The sequence below is a fragment of the Streptomyces sp. NPDC048560 genome (assembly GCF_040650955.1).
Lineage (GTDB): Bacteria > Actinomycetota > Actinomycetes > Streptomycetales > Streptomycetaceae > Streptomyces.
This window is the reverse complement of the sequence record NZ_JBEZIJ010000010.1, coordinates 204,588-225,500: the sequence shown is the minus strand read 5'-3', so window position 1 is coordinate 225,500 and position 20,913 is coordinate 204,588. Positions and strand designations below refer to the sequence as shown.

General features: G+C 71.3%; 20 protein-coding genes and 1 pseudogene. 12 read left to right on the top strand and 9 right to left on the bottom strand.

Translation table 11 applies throughout. The features are described 5' to 3' along the window. The first annotated feature begins 270 nt into the window (after positions 1-270). Complete coding sequence (locus tag AB0C82_RS26265; protein WP_362846341.1) at positions 271-450, top strand: hypothetical protein; 180 nt, start codon at positions 271-273, stop codon at positions 448-450. Positions 451-505: 55 nt separating this feature from the next. Here the strand turns inward: AB0C82_RS26265 and AB0C82_RS26260 are convergent, their stop codons facing one another. The 4 genes and pseudogenes from AB0C82_RS26260 to AB0C82_RS26245 all read right to left on the bottom strand — a co-directional run bounded on the left by AB0C82_RS26260 (position 506) and on the right by AB0C82_RS26245 (position 3,813). Then, entirely contained in the window at positions 506-1,996 is a 1,491-nt protein-coding gene (locus AB0C82_RS26260) for a recombinase family protein (RefSeq protein WP_362846339.1), read from the bottom strand. 41 nt (positions 1,997-2,037) lie between these two features. After that, positions 2,038-2,304, bottom strand: a pseudogene (locus AB0C82_RS26255) (GTP-binding protein); the annotation flags it as partial. A gap of 91 nt (positions 2,305-2,395) precedes the next feature. Next, positions 2,396-2,521, bottom strand: coding sequence for a hypothetical protein (locus tag AB0C82_RS26250; protein ID WP_362846337.1), 126 nt, complete (start codon positions 2,519-2,521; stop codon positions 2,396-2,398). 113 nt (positions 2,522-2,634) lie between these two features. Then, positions 2,635-3,813: a hypothetical protein gene (locus AB0C82_RS26245; RefSeq protein ID WP_362846335.1), complete on the bottom strand. Its 1,179-nt coding sequence runs from the start codon at positions 3,811-3,813 to the stop codon at positions 2,635-2,637. Between the two features lie 151 nt (positions 3,814-3,964). Between AB0C82_RS26245 and AB0C82_RS26240 the strand changes: the two genes are divergently transcribed. Together AB0C82_RS26240 and AB0C82_RS26235 are read left to right on the top strand one after the other, a co-directional pair. Beyond that, positions 3,965-4,675, top strand: a complete 711-nt coding sequence (locus AB0C82_RS26240; protein WP_362846333.1) for a VTT domain-containing protein — start codon at positions 3,965-3,967, stop codon at positions 4,673-4,675. Between the two features lie 194 nt (positions 4,676-4,869). Then, positions 4,870-5,745 (top strand): undecaprenyl-diphosphate phosphatase, encoded by an 876-nt coding sequence (locus AB0C82_RS26235; protein ID WP_362846331.1) that lies wholly within the window; start codon positions 4,870-4,872, stop codon positions 5,743-5,745. A gap of 234 nt (positions 5,746-5,979) precedes the next feature. On the opposite strand, the gene AB0C82_RS26230 is transcribed toward AB0C82_RS26235, so the two are convergent. After that, positions 5,980-6,747: an RNA ligase family protein gene (locus AB0C82_RS26230; protein WP_362846329.1), complete on the bottom strand. Its 768-nt coding sequence runs from the start codon at positions 6,745-6,747 to the stop codon at positions 5,980-5,982. A gap of 447 nt (positions 6,748-7,194) precedes the next feature. On the opposite strand from AB0C82_RS26230, the gene AB0C82_RS26225 reads away from it, so the two are divergent. From AB0C82_RS26225 to lnt, 7 genes are all read left to right on the top strand, one after another. Beyond that, entirely contained in the window at positions 7,195-8,463 is a 1,269-nt protein-coding gene (locus AB0C82_RS26225; protein WP_362846659.1) for an FAD-binding protein, read from the top strand. A 126-nt stretch (positions 8,464-8,589) separates the two neighbouring features. Further along, a complete protein-coding gene (locus AB0C82_RS26220) occupies positions 8,590-8,985 on the top strand; it encodes a helix-turn-helix transcriptional regulator (RefSeq protein WP_362846327.1) in 396 nt (131 codons plus the stop codon). A gap of 80 nt (positions 8,986-9,065) precedes the next feature. Further along, on the top strand, positions 9,066-9,851 hold the full coding sequence (gene modA / locus AB0C82_RS26215; protein WP_362846325.1) for a molybdate ABC transporter substrate-binding protein: 786 nt from the start codon (positions 9,066-9,068) through the stop codon (positions 9,849-9,851). A gap of 76 nt (positions 9,852-9,927) precedes the next feature. Next, positions 9,928-11,871 carry an ABC transporter permease gene (locus AB0C82_RS26210; protein WP_362846323.1) on the top strand — a complete coding sequence of 648 codons (1,944 nt, stop codon included), beginning with the start codon at positions 9,928-9,930 and terminating at the stop codon, positions 11,869-11,871. Between the two features lie 104 nt (positions 11,872-11,975). Continuing rightward, positions 11,976-12,842, top strand: a complete 867-nt coding sequence (locus AB0C82_RS26205; RefSeq protein WP_362846321.1) for a universal stress protein — start codon at positions 11,976-11,978, stop codon at positions 12,840-12,842. A gap of 93 nt (positions 12,843-12,935) precedes the next feature. Then, entirely contained in the window at positions 12,936-13,412 is a 477-nt protein-coding gene (locus AB0C82_RS26200; protein WP_362846319.1) for a nuclear transport factor 2 family protein, read from the top strand. 144 nt (positions 13,413-13,556) lie between these two features. Further along, a complete protein-coding gene (gene lnt / locus AB0C82_RS26195) occupies positions 13,557-15,239 on the top strand; it encodes an apolipoprotein N-acyltransferase (protein ID WP_362846317.1) in 1,683 nt (560 codons plus the stop codon). Here the strand turns inward: lnt and AB0C82_RS26190 are convergent. Then, positions 15,163-16,068 carry a Gfo/Idh/MocA family oxidoreductase gene (locus AB0C82_RS26190; protein ID WP_362846315.1) on the bottom strand — a complete coding sequence of 302 codons (906 nt, stop codon included), beginning with the start codon at positions 16,066-16,068 and terminating at the stop codon, positions 15,163-15,165. The two genes, lnt and AB0C82_RS26190, sit on opposite strands and share 77 nt — an antisense overlap. A gap of 19 nt (positions 16,069-16,087) precedes the next feature. After that, complete coding sequence (locus tag AB0C82_RS26185) at positions 16,088-17,299, bottom strand: FAD-dependent monooxygenase (RefSeq protein ID WP_362846313.1); 1,212 nt, start codon at positions 17,297-17,299, stop codon at positions 16,088-16,090. A gap of 75 nt (positions 17,300-17,374) precedes the next feature. On the opposite strand from AB0C82_RS26185, the gene AB0C82_RS26180 reads away from it, so the two are divergent. Beyond that, a complete protein-coding gene (locus AB0C82_RS26180; RefSeq protein WP_362846311.1) occupies positions 17,375-18,001 on the top strand; it encodes a TetR family transcriptional regulator in 627 nt (208 codons plus the stop codon). A gap of 40 nt (positions 18,002-18,041) precedes the next feature. Then, positions 18,042-18,554, top strand: coding sequence for a DinB family protein (locus AB0C82_RS26175; protein ID WP_362846309.1), 513 nt, complete (start codon positions 18,042-18,044; stop codon positions 18,552-18,554). 1,057 nt (positions 18,555-19,611) lie between these two features. On the opposite strand, the gene AB0C82_RS26170 is transcribed toward AB0C82_RS26175, so the two are convergent. After that, positions 19,612-20,085, bottom strand: coding sequence for a hypothetical protein (locus tag AB0C82_RS26170; RefSeq protein ID WP_362846307.1), 474 nt, complete (start codon positions 20,083-20,085; stop codon positions 19,612-19,614). Positions 20,086-20,216: 131 nt separating this feature from the next. Beyond that, positions 20,217-20,900, bottom strand: a complete 684-nt coding sequence (locus AB0C82_RS26165; RefSeq protein WP_362846305.1) for a uracil-DNA glycosylase — start codon at positions 20,898-20,900, stop codon at positions 20,217-20,219. Positions 20,901-20,913: the final 13 nt, after the last annotated feature.

Genomic DNA, 20,913 nt, shown 5'->3' with positions numbered 1-20,913 from the left:
AAGAGTGCCACCGTGCGGCCGACGGGCGTTGAAACTTCGTCGACAGGAGCCGCGGGATAGGCGGAGAGGACGTCTCCGACCTGAAGTTCTGAACCGAGAACTGTGAGCTGTGACATCATACGGGGACTCCTTCAGGGGAGTTCACAGCCCGCGCTTCCGGCAAAGTTGACGCGGGCTGTGGTGCGTTCCCGGGCTGCTCCCGGGTGGTTGACCACCCCTGAAGCATGGCACGCCGTCGACAGGTGGTCAACCACCTGACACACTGATGTCATGGCCAACCAACACAAGCATCCTGTCCGCGGACTGCGTGGCATCGACGGCCCCTTGTGGGACGACTTCGACGAGGCCGTTAAGAGGGCGGGCAGCGACCGTTCCGCGACGCTCAAGAGCTTCATGGAGTGGTACGTAGGGCGAGGCGGAGCCCAGCTCCCGCAGCCGCCGGCTGAGTAGCCCAGAGCGCAGGAACGCCCCCCGTCCGTCGACGAGGGGCGTTCGAGCTGTGTGGCTAGTTCTCTTCCGGCGTCGCCCACTCGATGTCGCACCGCGCGTCACCATCGAACTGGGCGCCACGCCTCGCGGCCTGCGTGACCGTGATTTTGTCGATAGCGACCCTTACGAGGTCCCGTTGCATCGGCAAGTCCGCAGCCTCCCACGCCTCTTCTAGAAAAGAGGCGTCGACGAACATCGTGAGATCCACCGACTGACTGCTGAGATCGGCGTACCGCTCCTTGGCTTCGGTCAACGTCGCCTCCGCTTCTGCGACCAGCCGTGGAAAGTGGCGCCCCATAGCCCCGTCGTACAGTCCCTTGGCCCGGTCGTTGGCGAGCCGTTCAACACCCGCCTCCGCAGACTTGACGACGGCTAGTGCTTCGTGGGCCGCCTCCGTCTCCTCCGGAGCGGTGAGCGCTGACCAACGTTCCGCCACGGCAACCATGAGCGGGTCGTCATCCTCCACGGAAGCGCTGCCGACCATGGCAAGCCATCGGCCGAACACGTACTCCTCAATGCGCGCTCGCATAGCCGACGCGGGAGCTGGGCACACCTTCCCCATGGCGTGCCCGTTGCACACGTAGGACCGTCCGCTTGTTGGCATCTTGGAGCCACACCCTGCGCAACGGAGTAGGTCCGTCAGGAGATGAGTTGCCTTGCCGGACCGCGGGCCGAGCGCGCCCCGCTGATGTCCCGCGTGCACCCGACGAGCCTTCGCTACGAGGTCCGCGGGCACCGGCTCAACTTCGTCAGCGAACACACGAACACGTTCGCCTTGCTCGTCGCGGTATGCCACAGGCCACGTGTACTTGCGAGAGAACGCCACGACCTGCCAGCCCTCGTACACCGGATTGCCGATGATTCGGCGGACCGTGGATGCCCCCCACTGTCCACCCGTCGGGGATGGTTCCCGGTCCAGAGTCAGGCCCCTCCCGATTCGACGCGGGGATGCCCCTTCCGCAGCTTCGCTCAGAATCCGGATTACGTTGCCCCAGCCCTTCGCGTGGTGCAGCTTGCCGGCCTTGTCCTTACGGAGTCCGTAAGGGGCGGCACCGAGCCACTCCCCACGACGTCGCTGCCCCCGCTTCGTGTCGCGCACGCGATGTGAGAGGAGATCCGACGCCGCCTTTGCTCGTTCGGCGTCGGAGATGATCCGTTCACGGTCGCGGGGGTCGGCGCTATCCAGTCGCTCATAGTCGAAGATGAGTCGCGCGCCGGCGTCCAGTATCCGAATAACGGACCCTGCGCCTTTTCGGTCGAAGCGATCCACCGCGTACACCCAAAGTGCGGGAACTTCCTTGCGGCGGAGTGCAGCTAGCGCCCGCTCGAAGTCGGGACGCTTCGTGTCGGTCCACGCAGACAGGTTGTCCTTGAACACCTTGCGAACGGTGTAGCCGTGGCGCTTCGCCCACTCTCGCCCCCGCTCCTCCTGCGTAAGGAACGTGAGCGCGTCAGTTCCCTCCCGCACAATGATGCTTTTGCGGAGATATAGATCAATTTCTTCCATGCATCCACCCCTTACGGACCGTCATGACAGGGTAGACGAACCACGTAGTCGGCGTGCCCGGGCATGTCGACGTGGGCGTAGTGCCGGGTGTCCGTCTCGTACTCGACGTGGGCGATGTTGATGGTGATGCCCCGCTGCGCCTCCTCGGGCGCCCGGTCGATCCGGTCGAAGGGCACGAAGGTGCCGGTCCCCCGGTCACTGAGGACCTTGGTGATCGCCGCGGTCAGGGTGGTCTTGCCGTGGTCGACGTGGCCCATGGTGCCGATGTTCAGGTGCGGCTTGGTGCGCACGTATGCCGTCTTGGGCATGGCTGATTCCTTGCGATTCGAAGCTGACGATAAGACCCCAGGGCCCTGCCGACCCTCCCCTTACGGGGTCCGCCGGACTGTCGGGGGAGGGTCAGCTTCGGGCGCCGCCGAAGGGCGCTGCCATGGCCGTCGCGAAGAGTTCCGTCGCCGTGGGAACGGCAGCCTTCGGCGCGTCCGCGACTGCGGACTGCGCTGCGGGGAAGGCGTACCGGAACATGCCCTGATCATGGCGGTGCGGCCGAGTCCGCGTCGAATGGTTTTCGGCAAGGGGCGGACCGTGCCCGACTCTGGCTCAGCTCACGGATCGCACGCGCCGCGGCCGCCCGCGGCTCAGCGCACGGATCGCACGGGCCGCGCTGCCGCGGTCGGCCCCGGAACCGATGCGGCCTTGCCCGGCCGCAGGGTCCAGGGAACCGGCGCGGTGTTCGTCAGCCACCCGTCGGCTACGAGCCGCTGCACGATGAGGTGCCACATCCCGCGGCCCCGCTTCTTCCAGCCGAGGCCCAGGCACAGTTGTCGGGCCGAGGGGCCGTGGCCGTGTTCCGCGCGGAAGGCAGCGGCGAACTCCGCCGCACGGGGCCCGCGGTCGGGCTGGGTGGGCTCCCACTCCTCGTACGCGAGCAGCACCTTGCGCTGGAGGGGAACCGGGACCGGCTCGCGTACGAACGCCTCCGTGACCTGCGCGAACGGCAGCGAACAGAGCGCACAGTGTTCGACGGCCTCGGCATGGCGACGCAGAGCCGGGCTCCGTTGCTCCTTCCACGCCTCCCACATGTCCGGGCTGATCTTCTTCTTCGACTGCGCCGACCTGCTCCCCGCACCCGGGCCGGCGTCGCCGTCATCGGCCGGGCACGGCTCCGGCTGCCGGCCCGACAGATGGCCCACGGCGTCGTGCAGCCGGTACCGGTCACCCTCCAGCTCCGCCAGGAAGCCCTTGGCGAGCAGTTCGGGCAGGACGGCCCTGCAGTGTTCGGGAAGCTCGGCGGGCAGGCCGAGGCACTCGTCCGACGAACCTCCGGCGGCCAGGAACAGGGCAGCCAGCCGCGTGGCCGCGTCGGTCTTCCTGAGCGGCTTGGCGGCCATGGTCCGCATACTCCAGCCGGACACCCTGGACCGCATCGCCTTGCCGAAGGGCAGGGTCGCGCGGCCCGTCACGCCCGAGAGGGCGGGCACCGAAATGGCCACCGGGGTCTGAGGGTCTGCCAGCAGCAGGTCACTCGCCGGCTTCCAGCCCAGGCCTCTCAGCGCGGCGAGGGCACCGTCCGCATCGGACAGGCGCAAGGAGCGCAGGTCGGTTCCGGTGAGGTTGCCGACCCCTCCACGGGCGGCGCGTACGGCGACGACCAGGGCGAGCACCTGCGCGTCGGGGCCGTCCAGAGGCAGGGAGGCGACATAGCCCAGCAGTGTGCGGGCGGCTTCCCCCTGCTGCTCCGTCAACAGGCGGGACGGCCGGGCCGTCCTGGCGGCCGAAACAGCTGCGGAGGGGGCGGAGTTGAGTGAGTTCGGCATATTGTACTCAACGCCTGTGGATGGCGGAGGTCACCGCGACTCCACCGGCCGACGGCCGGCGATCGTCCGAGCAGGCAGAACGGCCGAGTGCCGCTCGTCCCTCCCCCGCGCATTACGACGATCACACACGCCTTTCGGTTACTCTCCCCAAATGTTCGACCCCGTCCCCGCCGCCCGGCCCGCCGGCGGTCTCGCCGTGCGCTGCACGAGGGCCCTGCTCTCACCGTGGTCACGGTTGTCGCTGCTCGTGGCCGTGCTGCTGGCCGCCGCGACCACCATGCTGATGTTCGAGCCGCAGCGGGTACTCGCCTCCGGCTGGCCGCCCGAGCTGACGGGCGGCACCGCGGCGATGGTGTTCGGACTCGCGTACGGGGTCTGCACCGTGGCGTTCGTACCTCGTCCCCTCCTCAACCTGGCAGCGGGCGCGCTCTTCGGCGCGCAGGCAGGACTGGCCGCTGCCCTGGCGGGCACTGTGCTCGGGGCCGGTGTCTCCTTCATGCTGGGCCGCGTGCTGGGGCAGGACGCGCTCCGCACTCTGCTGCGCGGCCGGTGGATGAAGGCCGCGGACGGACTGCTCAGCCGGCACGGCTTCCGGTCGATGCTGGCGCTGAGACTCTTCCCCGGCGTGCCCTTCGCCGCCGCCAACTACTGCGCGGCGACCTCACGGATGGGATACCCCCCGTTCCTGCTGGCCACCGGGCTCGGCTCCATCCCGAACACGGCCGCCTACGTCATCGCGGGCAGCACGGCTTCCTCCCCCACGTCCCCGGCGTTCCTGGCGGCGATGGGCTTCATCGTGCTCTCGGGCGCGGGCGCGGCCGCCGTCGCCTGGCGCAAGCGCCACCGGATCGGGACCGGGTGATCCGCTGACACCCGCCCGCCGGGGCAGGGGGCAGGAGGAAGCGCGTTCACCGGCAGGCGATACGCTGCCCGCGACCGACAAAGGATCTCCGGGGCGCAGTCGTCCCGTCCCTCCATGACCGCAATCCGCACGCTGCCGACGGCCCTCGTGTCCGTCGGCCGATGCATGATCACCTCCGGGATGGCCTTAGCCCCATGAGCTGGTTCGAATCATTCGTCCTGGGCCTCGTTCAGGGACTGACCGAGTTCCTGCCGATCTCCTCCAGCGCCCACCTGCGGCTCACCGCCGCCTTCGCGGGCTGGCACGACCCGGGTGCGGCGTTCACCGCCATCACTCAGATCGGCACGGAGACGGCGGTCCTCATCTACTTCCGTAAGGACATCGCCCGGATCGTCTCGGCCTGGTTCCGTTCGCTGACGAACGCCTCCATGCGCAGCGACCACGACGCCCAGATGGGCTGGCTGGTCATCGTGGGCTCGATCCCCATCGGTGTGCTGGGCGTGACGTTCAAGGACCAGATCGAGGGACCGTTCCGTGACCTGCGCCTGATCGCGACCACGCTCATCGTCATGGGCATCGTCCTCGGTGTCGCGGACCGTCTCGCGGCCCGCGACGAGGCCGGGGGGAAGCACCGGGCGGTCAAGGAGCGCAAGTCCCTCAAGGAGCTGGGCATCAGGGACGGCCTGATCTTCGGCTTCTGCCAGGCGCTGGCGCTGATTCCGGGTGTGTCACGTTCCGGCGCGACGATCAGCGGCGGTCTGCTGATGGGCTACACCCGTGAGGCGGCGGCCCGGTACTCGTTCCTTCTCGCGATCCCCGCGGTGCTGGCCTCGGGCCTCTTCGAGCTGAAGGACGCGGGCGAGGGCGGCCACGTGTCCTGGGGGCCGACGATCTTCGCGACGTTCATCGCCTTCGGCGTGGGCTACGCCGTCATCTCGTGGTTCATGAAGTTCATCACCACCAAGAGCTTCATGCCGTTCGTCATCTACCGCGTGCTGCTGGGCATTCTGCTGTTCGTGCTGGTCGGCGCGGGCGTACTGAGTCCCCACGCGGGTGAGTCCGCCGGCTAGACGGCAGTCCTGGGACGCCATGTGAGTGGGAGAGGCGTGTCATTTCCCCGGATGTTTCCAGAGGAGTTCAGAGGGCGAGCGAGCCCGCTGGACATGATCATCTCCCGTCTCCCATCCCACTCGATCTCGCGGCAGTGCTGAACCGGGGCGCGGCCACCACCCGGAGGGGTGGGGCGGCCGCGCCCCGGCCGGTCTCCCCAACTCCTGAGCGCCGGTCGTGGCGAGTTGTGACGGTCAGCCGGTACGGGCCGCCTGGCCGCGGCGCTTGAGGGTGCGCGCGTAGTCCTCGAACCGCGCCTTCGCGATCACCGAACGGTCGGCGGTACGGAGCACCACACCCTCCGCGGAGCCGGCTGCCCGGCCATCCAGCGCCACCTTGGTCCGCCCCCAACTTGACTTGAGCCAGGCGCTCATCTCGTCGACACCGGTCGGCAGACCACCCGGCGCGATGACGCCGAGCCGGGGGGTGAGCGGGAGCCCTTCCAGGTCGGCGGCGACGGTCAGGGCCTCCTCCGTGAGGAACGACTGCCCGCCCCCCTCGCGCCAAGCGGATATCCGCTCGACCGGCCGGTCCAGAACCTCCACGGGCACCGTAGCCACGTCGAACAACCGGTACCCGACCTGCCCGGTCCCGGTGTACTGCTTGGCCGCGGCGCCCACCTTCGCCCCGTACACCTCCAGGTAGAAGACGCTGATGCCGTCCCTCTCGGCGAGGCCTTCGGCGACGGTGCGCAGCGCACCCACGATCCCCAGGGCCGGGTTGGTGACCCGGTCTCCTCGGGCGGCAAGGAGTTCCTCGCGGCTGCCGATGAACCAGTCTCCGCCTGGCAGTCGGATGATGCGGGCGTTCGTTCCGTCGACCTTTTCGGTGAGGACCACATCTCCGGTGAACGGGGTGGCGTCTTCGGTGAGAGCGCCCCGCTCGCCGAGCGCGTGATAGGTCGGGATGGACGGGTACTTCGTCGCCGAGTTCAAAGCTGCGAGATCGATGCTGTCGATCATGTGGACTCCTTGGAACGGTCAGGTCGTCTCGATCCGGGCGAACGTGCGGGCGGTGATCTGCTCTCCGGCCTGCTCCCACGTGTGCCTGCCGACGGACATCTTCCACGGCCGGGCGCGGGGATGCTCGTCAATTCCGGGCGACGGCCGGCACTACGCGGATCACCTCCCGGACAGCCCGCCGCGCCGACGACCGAGCGTGAGATCATGAGTCGCCGCAGGTCCGGTGGGTACGGTTCGCCCTGATGTCGGGGCAGGGTGGGAGCCACCTCCTCCCGAACGTCTCCCGGTGGACCCCGCGGCTTGGACGAAGAAGCGGATCACCGGCGCGGCAGCGCGCAACTGACCGGCCGATTGTCGAAGTTCATCGCCACCGAGAGCTTCATGCCGTTCGTCATCCACCGCGTGCTGCCGGGAATCCTGCCGGGACCAGGGCTGGGGAGAGACGCGATGACGACGGACGACCTGCGGACGACCGTGACGAACTGGGCAGGGAACATCGGTTTCACCGCCCGGGAGGTCCTGCGCCCCGCCACGCTCGACGAGCTGCGGCGCATCGTCGCGGACGGGCGGCGCGTACGGGTGCTGGGCAGCGGCCACTCGTTCAACACGATCGCCGACAGCGACGACGTGCTCGTATCACTGGCGGCGCTGCCGTCGGCCGTGGACGTCGACACCGCCGCCCGCACGGTGCGGGTGGCGGGCGGGGTGCGGTACGCGGAGCTGGCGCGGGCGGTGCACGAGCGAGGGCTGGCCCTGCACAACATGGCGTCGTTGCCGCACATTTCCGTGGCCGGTTCCGTCGCCACCGGTACGCACGGGTCCGGCGATGCGAACGGGGCGCTGGCCACTGCGGTCCGGGAGGTGGACCTCGTCACCGCGGACGGCGAGCTGCTGACACTGGGCCGCGACAAGGACGGTGAGCGGTTCGGCGGCGCCGTCGTCGCCCTGGGGGCGCTGGGAGCGGTGACCTCGCTGACGCTGGATCTCGTGCCCGGCTTCGACGTACGTCAGTACGTGCACACGGGCCTCGCCCTCTCCGACGCGCTGGCCCACTTCGACGCGATCACGTCGGCCGGTTACAGCGTGAGCCTGTTCACCCGCTGGCAGGACCCGTCCTTCGGACAGGTGTGGCTCAAGTGCCGTGCGGACGAGCCGCGGCCGGACTTCCCCTGGGCGGCGCCCGCCACGGAGCAGGTCCACCCTGTGCCGGGCATGCCCGCGGTCAACTGCACCCCGCAGCTGGGGGAGTCCGGGCCCGCGCATGAACGACTTCCGCACTTCCGCGCGGAGTTCACCCCGAGCAGCGGTGCGGAGCTCCAGTCCGAGTATCTGGTGGCCCGTACGGACGCGGCGGCCGCCCTGACCGTACTGAACGCGATGCGCGACGTCATCGCGCCCGTACTCCAGGTCTGCGAGGTGCGCACCATGGCCGGGGACGAGCAGTGGCTGAGCCCGGCCCACGGCCGGGACACCGTCGGGCTGCACTTCACCTGGGTGCCCGAGACGGCGGACGTACTGCCGGTGCTGGCACTGCTCGAAGAGCGCCTCGCCCCGTTCGCCCCGCGTCCGCACTGGGGGAAGGTGTTCACCGTGCGCCCCGGCCGGCTCCGTGAGCGGTATCCGCGGATGACGGACTTCGAGAGGCTGGCCCGCGAGCTGGACCCTTCGGCGAAGTTCACCAACACCTTCCTGCGGGACGTGCTGTACGGCGCCTGACGGCGCGCGCGTGAGGCCCACGGGCCTGCGAAGGTTTTGGATCATCCTCCAATCCGTACCGCAGGTGCTCCAAAGATGGGCATTCCTCATTGCAGATGCGAGACGAATCCGAATATCTTGGCGCACATGCAGTCCTACACCATCGGCCAGGCAGCACGCCTGCTCGGCGTCAGTCCAGACACCGCCCGGCGCTGGGCCGACGCCGGACGGGTGGCCACCCACCGGGACGAGACCGGGCGCCGGCTCATCGACGGCCGTGACCTCGCGGCCCTCGCCGTGGAGGTCGGCCGCCCGGGGGCCGAGGAGGAGGACCCCTCCTTCACCTCGGCGCGCAACGCCTTCCCGGGCATCGTCACCGCGGTCAAACTCGGGGACGTGGCGGCGCAGGTGGACATCCAGGCAGGACCGCACCGCATCGTCTCGCTCCTGACCCGCGAGGCCGTCGAGGAGCTCGGGCTGGCCGTCGGAATGCGGGCAACCGCCCGTGTGAAGTCGACCAGCGTGCACATCGACCGCACCTGAGCAGCCGGCCACCCGAGCACCTTCCCCGCGCCGGCTGCCGCCCGGTCCGGGGAAGGTGCGTTCCCGAGGAGTCCCCACTCATGCCATCCACGTTCGGCGGACGCCGCATCGCCGCGACCGCGCTGACCGCCGCCCTGCTCGTACCGCTCGCCGCCTGCGGTGGCGGCGGCGGGAACGAGGACAGCGCGTCCGGTGCCCCGGAGACGAAACTGACCGTGCTTGCCGCCGCCTCCCTCACCGACGTGTTCAAGACGGCGGGCGCGGCGTACGAGAAGGAGCACCCGGGCACGAAGGTGACCTTCTCCTTCGCCGGCTCGCAGGAGCTCGCCGCCCAGGTGGAGCAGGGAGCCCCGGCCGACGCGCTGGTCACCGCCGACACGAAGACGATGGACGGGTTGTCGTCGGAGACCGGCACGCCCACCGTGATCGCGAAGAACCGGCTGGTCATCGCCACCGGCGAGGGCAACCCGGAGCGGATCAAGAACCTGAAGGACCTGACCGACAGCGGGCTGAAAGTCGTCCTCGCCGCACCCGAGGTCCCCGTCGGCCGCTACAGCAAGCAGATCCTGGACGCCCAGAAGCTCTCCGTGAAGCCGGTCTCGCAGGAGACGGACGTCCGCGCGGTCCTCAGCAAGGTCGCACTCGGCGAGGCGGACGCGGGGCTCGTCTACCGGACCGACGCCGCCTCGGACGCCGGCCGGGTCGACGCGGTCGGCATCCCCGACGCGCAGAACGCCGTCGCCTCCTATCCGGCCGCCACCCTGCGGCAGTCAGGGAACGCGGAGGCCGTGACGGCGTTCGTGAAGTGGCTCGGCGGACCCGAGGCGCAGAAGATTCTCCAGGAAGCGGGTTTCCAGCAGCCGTGACCGTACGACCGGCAGCGGCGGTCGTCCCCGTCCCGCCGGACCTCCCCCGGCCCCGCCCCCGTTCAGGAAGCCGCCGATGAGACGCCCTCGCCGCCGCACCGCAGGCGCCCGCACCCCTGTGACGCTGGCCGCCCCCGCGGTGCTCGCGATCGCGTTCCTGCTGATGCCCCTGGCCGGCATCCTGGCGCGAACGTCCTGGGGCGACCTGGGCGGTCACCTGACGAGCCCCGGCGTCACCGAAGCGCTTCGGCTTTCGCTGGTGGTCTCGTTCTGGGCGCTGGGCATCTCCCTGGTGCTCGGCGTGCCGCTGGCCTGGCTGCTGGCCCGGGTGGACTTCCCCGGCAAGGTGCTGGTCCGTTCGCTCGTACTGCTGCCGATGGTGCTCCCGCCCACGGTCGGGGGCGTGGCCCTGCTGCTGGCCTTCGGGCGGCGGGGGCTGCTGGGCCCGTGGCTGGAGGACACCTTCGGCGTCACGCTGCCGTTCCACACGTCGGGTGCGGTGCTCGCCGCCACGTTCGTCGCGATGCCGTTTCTCGTCATCAGCCTCGAAGGCGCGCTCGCCGGGCTGCGTCCCCGTTACGAGGAGACCGCCGGGTCCCTCGGGGCGTCCCCCTTGCGGGTCTTCGGGACCGTCACGCTGCCGATGGTCGCCCCCGGGCTCGCCGCGGGTGCCGCGCTCACCTGGGCGCGGGCGCTGGGTGAGTTCGGCGCGACGATCACCTTCGCGGGAAACCTGCCCGGCACCACGCAGACCCTGCCCCTCCAGGTCTACCTGCTGCTCCAGGACTCCCCCGAGGCCGCGACCTCCGTGTCCCTGCTCCTGCTGGCCATCGCCATGGCCGTCCTCGTCGCGCTGCGGGGCCGCTGGACCGGCGGGGCGGGGGGCCGCGCGCCCGAGGCCCGCAACGCCCCGGACGACCCGGCCACCCGGACTCCGGTGGAGCCGGCGGTCCCCGTACCCGCCGAGAAGGCGCTCCCCGGACAGCGATGGCCGCTCCACGCGGTGGTCACCGGCTTCACCCGGCTGAGCCTGGACGCCGCACCCGGCACGACCATCGCCGTGGTCGGCCCGAACGGTGCCGGCAAGACCACCCTCCTGCGAGCCCTTCTCGGCCTCACTCCGAGAGCGCACGCGGAGCTACGCCTCGGCGAAACGGACGTCACCCCGCTGCCACCGCACCGCAGGGGCGTGGCCTGGGTCCCCCAGGACGGAGCACTCTTCCCCCACCTCAGCGCCCTGGCCAACACCGCGTACGGACTGCGCGCCCACGGCGTACCCCGCGCCGAGGCGCGGCGCGAGGCGCAGCTGTGGCTGGACCGGCTCGGGGTGGGCCACCTCGCCCACCGCCGCCCCGCCCAGCTCTCCGGCGGTCAGGCAGGCAGGGTGGCGCTGGCTCGGGGGCTCGCGAGCCGCCCCCGCCTCCTGCTTCTCGACGAACCGCTCGCCGCCCTCGACCAGACCACCCGCGCCCAGGTCCGCCACACGCTGCGCGCCCATCTCGACGGCTTCGCCGGAGTCTGCCTGATCGTCACCCACGACCCGGTCGAAGCGGTCGCGCTGGCCGACAGGGTCCTTGTCCTGGAGGACGGCCTGCCGGTCCAGGACGCCCCGCCGGCCGAGGTGACCCGGCATCCCCGCTCGCCATGGGTCGCCCGGATGCTGGGCAGCAACGCCTGGACGGGCACCGCCACCTCCGACGGCCTCACCCTGGACGGCGGCGCGCGTCTCGTGGCCGCGGAGCCCCTGGAGACCGGCACCGACGCGCTGGCGGTCATCGCCCCGGAAGCGGTGTCCCTGCACCGGAACCGTCCGGAGGGCAGCCCGCGCAACGTCTACCCCGGCACCGTCCGTGAGATCACCGCACTCGGCAGCCGTCTGCGGGTTCTCGTCGACTGCGAGGGAGTGCCCGGACTCGTCGCGGAGATCACCCCGGCGACCGCGGCGGGACTGGGCCTCCACGAGGGCAGTGCCGTGTTCGCCGGCATCAAGGCCACCGAGGTACGGCTCGTCGCCCACTGACGCCGGCCAGGTCTTGACGGGCGTGTACCCGGGCGGCCCGCGCCCTGCGGCCGTAGCGTTCGAATGGTGCCCCACCGCCACCGCACCGGACCCTGGAGGGAATCATGACCGCCACCGACCTGCCCGTGATCGCCGCAGTCGACGGTTCCGCGCACAGCCGGCAGGCCCTCGACTGGGCCGCCCGGGAGGCACTTCGCAGGCAGCTGCCGCTGATGATCGTGCACGTCCGGCCGCCGACCCGCCGGATGAGCCAGGAGTCCCAGCTCCAGGAGGCGGAGGAACTGCTGACGGAGTCGGTACGGCGGACCGCTCTGCTCACTCCGGAGCTGCACGCGTCGACGCTCGCCCCGCTGGACTTTCCGGCGGCGGCCCTGATCTCACTGAGCCAGGACGCTTCCATGGTGGTGGTGGGCTCGCGCGGTCTCGGCGGCTTCCGTGCCCTCATGATCGGCTCCAACAGTCTGGCGGTCGCGTCGATGGCGGCGTGCCCTGTCGTCGTCGTCCACGGCGAGGGCCGTGAGGAGGAGTCCGAGGAGGAGATGGCGGAGACGTTCCCGGACATCGTCGCGGGGGTGGCCGCCGACGAGAGCAGCGCGGCGGTGCTGGAGTTCGCCTTCTCGACGGCCGCGACCCGGCCGGGCGCCCGGCTGCGGCTCGTACACGGCTGGACGATGTTCTCGTCGATGCTGTCCGGCGGTCCCTTCTTCGACCGGGAAGCGGCGGCGGACGCGGCGGAGCGGGGACTCGCGGAGGTGACCGCGGGCTGGCAGGAGAAGTACCCGCAGGTGGAGGTCGTGCGGGAACCGGTCGGCGGTTCGGCCTCGCGCACCTTGGTCACGGCCTCCGGCACGGCGGCGCTGACCGTCGTCGGCCGGCGCAAGGGCGGCGAGGAACTCGGGCTCGGCCTCTCCCCCGTCGCCTCCACCACGGTCACGCACGCGCTCGGCCCGGTCGCCGTCGTCCCCTGCTGAACCGGCCGCCGGAATACGGCGGTTGCGGGCCATCTGCCGAAGGGGCGCCGCAAGCCCCTTGGCCTGGCGGGTCGGGTGGCCGAGACTTGGCCGATGACACAGCGCGTGGCTCTGGCGACGGTGATGGACCAGCTCTCCATCGATGCGGTGATCACCGGCTACGCGGTGGCGGTGGACGACGGCGCGTGGGAGGAGTACCGCGCCCTGTTCGTGCCGGAAGGCCGCGCCGACTACCGGAGCGCGGGCGGCATGGAGGGCCCGGCCGCCGACGTCTCGCAGTGGCTCGCGCAGACGATGCGGCTCTTCCCCGTACGTCAGCACCTCATCGTCAACCGGCGGCTCGACCTCCAGGATCTGGGCGGCTATCCCGGCGACCACGCGCAGGTGCGCGCCGACTACCTCAACCCGATGCGCCTCGACGCGGGCGGGCAGGAAACGGCAGCGGACGGGCAGGCGGCACCGAACTTCGTCTCCGGTGGCCGCTACACCTTCGAACTGCTCCGCACCGAGCCGGGCTGGCGCATCCGGACCGTCGTCGTCCACGAGAAGTGGCGGCGTATGCCGGGCTGATCCGGCCGGCTCAGCCCGCCCCCGCGACGCGCCCGCGCGCACACGCCCGCTGTCCCGCCCGGACGCTCTCCTCCACACTGGGGACCACAGCCTGACGATGTGGCGACCGACATCGCCCACCAGGCAGGACGAGGAGGGCGCGGGATGGGGATGCGGATCGGGCGAGCCCCGGCCGGGGGCCGGATTCCGGACGACCGGCCCGCTGCCGGGGCGGATGCCGCCCGCCGAGCCCCCGTCGGCCGCCGGGAGCGGGGCGCGGCGCGCCTGCGGTCGCCCTGGTGGCGCGGCGCCGCGGTGCTGCTGGCGGGCACCCTGCCGGCCCTCGCCTTCCCCGAAGCGTCGCTTGGCTGGTTCGCGTACGTCGCGCTGGTGCCCTGGCTGCTGCTGATCCGCTCGGCGCCCACGCCCCGCCGGGCCGCTCTCGACGGCTGGATCGGCGGGACCGGCTTCGTGATCGCCGTACATCACTGGCTGATGCCGAGCCTGCACGTGTTCATCGTGCTGCTGGCCGCTCTGCTCGGCCTGCTGTGGGCACCCTGGGGGCTGCTCGTGGCCCGGCTGCTGGGAGGAGCGCCTTCCGTCGCCCGCGGCGTCGCGTCCGTCGCCGCGGTGCCGTCCGGCTGGCTGATGATCGAGCTGGTGCGGTCCTGGGAAGGGCTGGGTGGCCCCTGGGGGCTTCTCGGAGCCAGCCAGTGGGAGTACGCGCCCGCGCTGCGGGTGGCGTCGGTGGGCGGCGTGTGGCTGGTGAGCCTGCTGGTCCTCGCGGTGAACACCGGTGTCGTCCTGCTGCTCGTGTCGGCGCCGGCCCGCACCACAGGCGCCGCCTCGCTGGTGGTCTGCGCGCTGGCCGTGGGCGCGGTCTGGGCGTGGGCGCCGCAGCCTGAGCGCACCGGGCAGTTCAGGATCGCCGTCGTGCAGCCGGGCGTGGTGGAGGGTGCGGACAGTGTGCAGCGCCGCCTGGCACGCAGTGCCGAGCTCACGCGCGGTCTCGCGGGCCAGGACGTCGGCCTGGTGGTGTGGGGGGAGAGCAGTGTCGGCGTCGATCTGACGCGCAGTCCCGCGACCGCGGCCCGGATCACCGAGCTGTCACGCCAGGTGGGGGCCGAGGTACTGGTGAACACGGACGCCCGCCGAACGGACGGGCCGGCGCGGGCCGGGATCTTCAAGTCGGCTGTCCTGGTGGGTCCGCAGGGGCCGACCGGCGATCGCTACGACAAGATGCGCCTGGTCCCGTTCGGCGAGTACGTCCCGTTCCGTTCGGTGCTCGGCTGGGCAACCTCGGTGGGCAAGGCCGCGGGCGAGGACCGGCTGCGCGGGTCGCGGCCGGTGGTGATGGACCTCCCGGCCGCCGACGCTCCCCGGCTCGGACCGCTGGTGTGCTTCGAGTCCGCGTTCCCCGACATGAGCAGGCGGCTGGTCCGGGACGGCGCCCAGGTCCTGATCGCCCAGTCCTCGACCTCGACGTTCCAGCACAGCTGGGCGCCCGAGCAGCACGCCTCGCTCGGCGCGCTGCGCGCCGCCGAGAGCGGCCGCCCGATGGTGCATGCCACGCTCACCGGTCAGAGCGCGGTGTACGGCCCGCAGGGCGAGCGGATCGGCTCGCCGCTCGGGACGGACGCGAGCACCGCCGCGGTCTTCGACGTACCCCTCGCGACGGGCACCACGCTCTATGTCCGGCTCGGGGACTGGGCGGTGTACGCCGCCCTGGCGCTGCTGGCCGCCCTGGGCGCCGCCGAGGGGACGCGGCTCCTCAGAGGGCCTGCTCCAGGGCGTCCCGGACCACGCGCTCGCACAGCTCATGGGTCGCCAGGGCGTCCCGGGCGCTGAGCACCTTCCCGGCCCGTACGGCGTCCAGGAACGACAGCACGCTCTGCTCGATGCCGCGCTGACGGGCGACCGGCACCCAGTCGCCGCGCCGCCTCACACTGGGCTGACCCTTGTGATCGATGATCTCGGCGAGGTTGAGCACCTGGCGCTTGGAGTCCTGTCCCGACACCTCCAGGATCTCCTCGGTCGATCCGTTGAGGCGGTTCATCATGCCGATGGCGGTGAATCCCTCGCCGGACACCTGGAGCACGACGTGGTGCATCAGCCCGTCGACGGTCCTCGCGCGCACGATGGTGCTCTCGACCGGCCCCGGCGCCAGGAAGCGCAAGGTGTCGACGACGTGGATGAAGTCGTCGAGCACCAGCGTCCGCGGGTCCTCGGGCAGTCCCACCCGGTTCTTCTGCATGAGGATCAGCTCACGCGGGTGCTCGGCGCACTGCGCGTACGCGGGCGCGAGCCTGCGGTTGAACCCCACGGCGAGCGAGACGCCGCGCTCCTCGGCGAGCGCCACCAGTTCCGCGGAGTCGGCGTACTCGTAGGCGAGCGGCTTGTCGACGTACGTCGGGACGCCGGCCTCGATGAGGCGGCGGGTGATCTCCGGGTGCACGGCTGTCGGGGCGTGCACGAAGGCCGCGTCGAGCCCCTGGGCGAGCAGGGAGTCGAGGTCCCTGTGGCACTGCGCCGCCGGAATCCGGTGGGACGCGGCGACGGTGGCCAGTGTCGCCGGGGTGCGGGTCTGCAGATGCAGTTCGACCCCGGGCAGGGTGCTCAGCACCGGCAGGTACGCCTTCTGCGCGATGTCGCCGAGTCCGATACAGCCGACCTTCACGGGGTCTCCCTCTTCACTGTCACGTGCGCGTTTTCGGTTCCCGTTCCGGTTCTGCAGCATACGTGCGCTGCGGCGGCCGCCAGTCGGCGATGCCGTCGAGCGTGCGCAGGACAAGTCCGGGGCCCAGGCGCGTGACGGTGGACACGAGGCCGTCGCGCAGCGCGACGGCGGGCGCGCTGGTCCATGCCACGAGCCGGGCGACCTGAGCCGACTTGCGGACCACGCCACTGGTACGGGGAAGCCTCGCCGCGCTGTAGGCCGCGAGGCCCTCCCCCAGGTCGCCGCCGGGTGCGACGTGGTGGGCGAGCACGATGCCGTCCTCGATGGCCTGGTTGCCGCCCTGTCCGAGCATGGGCGCCATGGCGTGCGCGGCGTCGCCGACCAGCACGGCGCGGCCGCGGTGGAAGGAGGGCAGGGGGTCGGCCATGTGATGCACGTCGTGGCGGAGGATTCCGTCGGGTTCCATCCCCGCGATGATCGCGGGGATGGGGTCGTGCCAGTCACCGAACCTGCGCAGGAGTTCGGCCTTCTCGTCGTCGGCGGCCCCGCCTCCGGCGGGCGTGACCGCGCCCGCGTAGGCGTAGACGCGTCCGTCCTTCAGCGGGTGGGTGCCCCAGAGAGAGCCCCTGCCCCAGCTCTCGTGCGGGGCGAACGGGCGCCCGAGGCCGGGGACCACGGCCCGCCAGGTGGTGAATCCGGCGTACGAGGGCCCGGGATGCCGGGGGAAGAGCGTGCCGCGCACCCCGGAGCGGATGCCGTCGGCCCCGACCACGAGGTCGGCCTCGATGTCCCCGGAGGGTGTCCGGACGACGGCCCTGCGGCCTCCGGCGCTGCCCGGACCGACGAGCTCCGCCGGAGTGCCGGTGCGCAGGGCCGATGCGGGCAGTTCGGCGCGGAGTAGACCGATCAGGGTGGCGCGGTGGAGCAGGACCAGCTCACCGCCGAACCGGGCGGCGGCGGCAGCGCTGTCCGTCCGGGACAGCCAGCGGCCGCTCGGCGACCGCATCCCGCCCTCGCCCTGCCAGGCGGCCAGGGACCTCACCGCGTCGCCCAGCCCGATGACGTCCAGCGCCCGCTGGGAGTTGGGCGCCAGGCTGATCGCCGCCCCGACCGGTTCCAGCGACTCGGCCCGCTCCAGAACGGTGACCTGCCAGCCGCTCCGGTGCAGCGCGACAGCGGCGGTGAGACCACCGATCCCGCTGCCGATGACTACTGCGTGGTTCCTGGCCATGACGCCCCCGGCAACTACAGCTGTAGTGAGATCTCCACCGTACTACAGACGTAGTTGCGAGGGTAGGTTGGGCCCATGGCCACACGTACCGACGGGAACTCGGGCACCTCCCGCGCCGACCTGATCGCCGACACGGCACTCACCCTCCTCGCCGAGCGCGGGATGCGGGGGCTCACGCATCGCGCGGTGGACGAGCGCGCCGGCCTCCCCCAGGGCTCGACGTCGAACCACGCCCGGACCCGGCAGGCCCTGCTGGAGGCCACCGTTCGCCGCCTCGCGGAGCAGGAGGCGCGGGTACTGCATCCCGGGCAGCTCTTCGGGCCCGGTGAGGCGCCTTCGGCGGCCGGCGACCCCGACCAGGTGTCCGCCGTGCTGGCGCATGCGCTGCACCTCTATCTGACCCGCCATCCCGAGTATCCGGTCTGCCGCTACGAGCTGGCCCTGGAAGCGACCCGGCGCCCCGGACTGCGGGAGTTCTACGACGCCGCGGGCCGCCGGTTCCGCGAACCGCTGGTGGCACTGATGACCGCGGCCGGATCGGCCGAACCTGAGCGCCACGCGCTGTCCGTCGTGGCCTGGTGCGAGGGGATGATGTTCTCGTGCGCCGCGGGTTCCTACAGCACCTCCGTACCGACGGAGGCCGAACTGCGGAAGGGCTTCGGCGAGCTCCTGTACGGGATGCTGGCGCCCCGGATCCGATAACGCCTGGCCAGGATCATGATCCATCGGCGAGTATGACCGGATGACGACATCCGAACGGAACGAACCCGCCATCGACGCCGCGGAACGCCCCATGCTGGAAGGCTGGTTGGAGTTCCACCGCGACACGCTCGCCTCGAAGTGCGCGGGCCTCACCGACGCGCAGTTGCGAGAGGCGTCCGTGCCTCCGTCCGAGTTCACGCTCATGGGTCTGGTGCGGCACATGGCGGAGGTCGAGCGCGGCTGGTTCCGCGAGGTCCTGGCCGGTGAGGACGTACCGCCGATCTACGGAACGGACGAGGACCCGGACGGGGAGTTCCATCTCAGCGAGACGGACACCTGGGAGGAGGCGCGCACGACCTGGCTCGCCGAGGTCGAGCAGGCCAGGACGAACGCGGCGAAGTACGGGCTCGACGACCTGTCGGTCGGTCTGAGCAAGAGCGGCAAGCCGTTCAACCTCCGCTGGATCTACACGCACATGATCGAGGAGTACGCGCGGCACAACGGCCACGCGGACCTCGTCCGGGAGCGGATCGACGGCGCGACGGGCGTCTGACTCCCCCGGCCTGTCCGCGGCGCTCCTCCCGGCCCGTCGCCGTTGCCCACGCGCACCCGCCGGCCCGACACGTCCCGGGGCTACCGGCCACTCCTGCGCGGCCGGGGCAGCGGTCGGCCACAGCGGGACGCGGCGGAGAGACGCGGCAGGGCGTGAGCGCGTGACCGGGGCGCAGGCACACGCCCGCGTACGGACGGCGCGCCCGGTAAGGGCTGTCCCGTAACTCCTGGTGGATCAGCGCGCGGCGTCAGATGCGGTGCATCGCAAGGCGGAGGGACGTCCGCATACTGGATGTATTCGGGCGTTCCGACAACGCGGCGAGGTGCCGTAGCTGTCGTCGTGCGCCCGCCAGGGGTTACGGGACAGCCCTTATAGCCGGTTTCTGTGACGTCTCCCGGTGTCGTCCCGCTGACCGGGTCACCCGTGCGGGCCAATCACGGGCCACCGGCTCCCCATGAACCGGGCGGACCAGCAGAGTTGGCGGGTGCATCGAACCAGAATCACAGCGAATCTCCTGGTGGGAGTGGCTGTCACAGCCGTCTCGGGCTGCGTGGCGGTGGAACCGCACGCGACTGTCCCCCACCGGCCCGAGGCAGGCAGGCCCGCCCAGGAGGTGGCCCCGCAGATCGTGCAGCCCCCTGTAAGGGAGTCGCTGGAGTCCCTGCCGGATCCCACGCCGTCCGCGACCGCCACTCCTGCCGCGCCGCCACCTTCTGCAGGCCGTCCCGGGCCACGCGCACCCCAGCCGCGCAGACCCGACCCTGCGCCTCCCCGGCGGGCACCGCAGGAGCCCTTACGGGTGCCTCCCGCGGCCGTGCCCGTGACACCCGGCTCGCGCCTCACGGGAACCGACGTATGCGCTCTGGGGCGGGGCTACGGCGGCTGGGCCGCGGGCAGCGCCGAGGCGAGGATCTGCGAGGCGACCTACGGCCACTGATCCAGGCCGGTCCACGCCGGCCCGCTCCGACCCGCACCGACCCGCACCGACCCGCACCGACCCACTGACGTATCACCGAGGCCCGTCGCGGCGACGGGCCTCGGCCACCGGTCCACCGGGTCACCGGTCGCGCATCCGCTGCTCCAGCCGCCCGATGGCGGCACGCACCCCGCCCCCGTAGCCGTCGTCGGTGAGGACGTCGGCCGCGTTCCGCGCACGGTCCAGATGGAGGCGGGCCGCGTCGGGGCGGTGCAGTTTCAGGTAGTCCGCCGCGAGGTTGAGATGCAGCGAAGGGTAGAAGGCGCGCACGGCGACCACGTCCCGGTGCTGCGCCAATCTCTCGTCTGCCAGTCCGTCCGCCGCGGTCAGCGCCCGCAGGTCCCAGGCCAGCTCGTCCCCGGGGTCGTCCTGCGTATCGGCCATGTAGTGCGCGAGGGTGCATCGGTTCAGCGCGTCGCCGTCCTCGCCGAGCTCCGACCAGATGGCGCCGAAGCGCTTGCGGGCCTCTTCCCGGTCTCCGCCGTGGAGCAGCATGACCGCCTGGCCGATCCTGGTCGTGAGAGCGTCCTGCGACGCCTCCTGCTGCTCCGTCACTGCGGTCTCCTTCGCGCCGTCCGGTCCGTCCCGGTCCTTCCGACGCTAGCCGCCGCGGTGCGGAATCCCGCTCAGGCACGGACCCGGCCCGTCGTCCGGGTCCGCGTCCGTGTCCGAGCGGGGCCGTACGGTCAGCCGAGGTCGGGGATCCGCCAGTCGATGGCCTCGTGCCCCTGGGCGGCGACCGCCTCGTTGATCATGGTGAACGGGCGCGAGCCGAACCACCGCTTGGCGGAGAGCGGGGAGGGGTGTGCGCCCTTCACCACGATGTGGCGCTCCTCGTCGATCAGCGGGAGCTTCTTCTGCGCGTAGTTGCCCCACAGCACGAAGACGGCGGGGTCGGGGCGCGCGGCCACGGCCTTGATCACCGCGTCGGTGACCTTCTCCCAGCCCTTGCCCTTGTGGGAGTTCGCCTCGCCACCCCGGACGGTCAGCACGGCGTTGAGCAGGAGGACACCCTGCTGGGCCCACGGCATCAGATATCCGTTGTCCGGGATGGGCAGGCCGAGCTCCTCCTGCATCTCCTTGTAGATGTTGCGCAGTGAAGGGGGCGTCTTGACGCCCGGCTGCACGGAGAAGCACAGCCCGTGCCCCTGGCCGGCCCCGTGGTAGGGGTCCTGGCCGAGGATGAGCACCTTCACCCGCTCGTACGGTGTGGCGTCCAGCGCGGCGAAGACCTGCTCGCGCGGCGGATACACCGGCCCCTTGGCCCGCTCCTCCTCGACGAAGTCCGCAAGCTCCTTGAAGTACGGCTTCTGCAGCTCTTCGCCGAGGACGCCGCGCCAGGACTCGGGCAGCAGGTCGGTGTCGGTCACGTCCACAACCTCC